At 69.5% G+C, this 1,839-nt stretch carries 1 protein-coding gene; it reads right to left on the reverse strand.

Features of this window, described 5'->3' with window-relative positions:
* Positions 1-1,839, reverse strand: a 1,839-nt coding sequence (locus tag ABFX51_RS05855; RefSeq protein WP_346052637.1) for a zonular occludens toxin domain-containing protein, incomplete at both ends; no start/stop codon positions are given.

Below are 1,839 nucleotides of genomic sequence, written 5' to 3' on the forward strand. Positions count from 1 at the left end.
GGGCCTTGGCGACCTCCCCGGCCCGGCCGGGCTTGGTGCCCATCACCGCGAGCACGTCCGCCAGCAGGTCCCGCTCCTCCTCGGCCGGGGCGCTGCCGCTGATGCGGGCCTGTTCGCGCAGTTGCAGCGCGCGCTGGGTGACGCGGTGGGCGTCGCGCTGGTCGACGTAGAAGCTGCGCAGCAGACCGGGCTTGGCAGTGAACCCGCGCTGCATGCAGGTGCCGATGTCCCCCGGGCCCTCATCGGTCTTCGGAGTCAGGCCGACCGCGGAGATTCCGGCCTTGTAGCTGCCGGTGCCCAGCACGGCGTCGTTGCCGTTCTGGTCACCGATGGCGAAGCACGCCTTGTTGCTGGCAATGCTGATGATCTTGCGCGGGAGCGCATCCTTGGACGGCTCGGGGGTGAGGAACATCAGGGTGATGGCGTACTTGCGGGCGGTGGACATGAGCTTGGAGGCCACCTCGATCGCGTTCTTGCCGTGCTTGCCCAGGAACAGGTTCTGGCACTCGTCGATGATCACGATCCGGGGCCGCAGCCGGTCGTCCTTCTCGGCCAGCGTGCGGTTCACGGCGCGTTCGTCGTGCTCGCGCAGCGCCTCACCCCGCACCGTGAGGTCTTCGTAGAGCTCGTGCAGCAGGGCCATGCAGGCTTCCACCGTCTCTTCCCCCGCACCGGTGCGCAGCGACCGCAGCCGCGGTTTCATCGGCTCGAAGTCGGCGTTCTCGGCCATCACGATCACGTCGATGTCGACCAGCGGGTCCAGCATCGCGCCCAGCGCCAGGGTGATCGCGAGCGTGGACTTGCCGGAGCCCATCATCCCGCCGAACACGTAGTTGGCCTCCGACAACCGGCCCCGCACCACGTCGCCCTTGATGGTGACCCCGGCCGGCACGCCGGTGAAGTAGTCGGTCTGGGCGTTGTCCAGGTCTTCCAGCAGCGGCCACGGGTCGACCGGGCCGGACAGCGCGCCGGGCTTGGCCACCCACAGGTCCAGCACGGACGGCTGCGGTTCGGTCGGCCACACCTCGATCGGGAAGCGCACCAGGTTGTGGGCCAGGGTGTTCTTGCGCTTGACGATCTCCTCGACCGGGCACGCGGGCGGGAGGGCGAGCTGGGCGCGCCAGCCCTTGCCGTCGATGGTGGGCGGCATCAGGAACTTGATCCGCCACCCCTCCTTCATCGCCCGGGTGAAGCCGGGGATGTTGAGGTTGCGCAGCGCATTGAGGATGGTGTTCTCGTCCGGCAGGCCGTCCATCTGGTCGCCCTCGGGCTCCGGGTCGGCCAGCCAGCCGGGCACCTCGCCGTGCTGCTTGCCCACCCGGTAGAGGTAGACCAGCCCGGCGGCGGTGCCCCCGGCCAGCAGGAACACGCCGTAGCTGGTCAGGAACCACACCGAGAACGCGATCGCGTCCAGCACCGCGCCGATCGGGCCGATGACGTCGGCGATGTTGCCCGAGTTGATCGCGAGGATGATCCCGAGCACCAGCAGCAGCGCCGCCACCCCGACCAGCCCGATCGCCCCGGCCTTGATGAGCTGACCAGGGGCTTTGATCCAGTCCATCACGCGGTCGTGGCGGCGCTGCTTCTCCGCCACGTCGGCCTCCTGCCAGTACCGCAACGCTTCCTGGTCACCGGCCGCCTCAGCGGCGCGCATCTGCCGCTCGTAGCGGGATGGGCCGTGGGTGTCGCGCCACCGCTTGATCACCACCCCAGCCCCGGCCAGCGGATAGCCGACCGCGTGCCGGAAGGTGGTCTTGGTGCGGTCACTGGTCACCACCGTGCGCGTCACGCGGTAGGCGGTGGCCAGGTCGCGGCGGTAGCCCTTGTAGCGCTCGATGG

It is taken from the genome of Amycolatopsis dongchuanensis, assembly GCF_039542405.1.
Taxonomy (GTDB): Bacteria; Actinomycetota; Actinomycetes; order Mycobacteriales; family Pseudonocardiaceae; genus Amycolatopsis_E; species Amycolatopsis_E sacchari.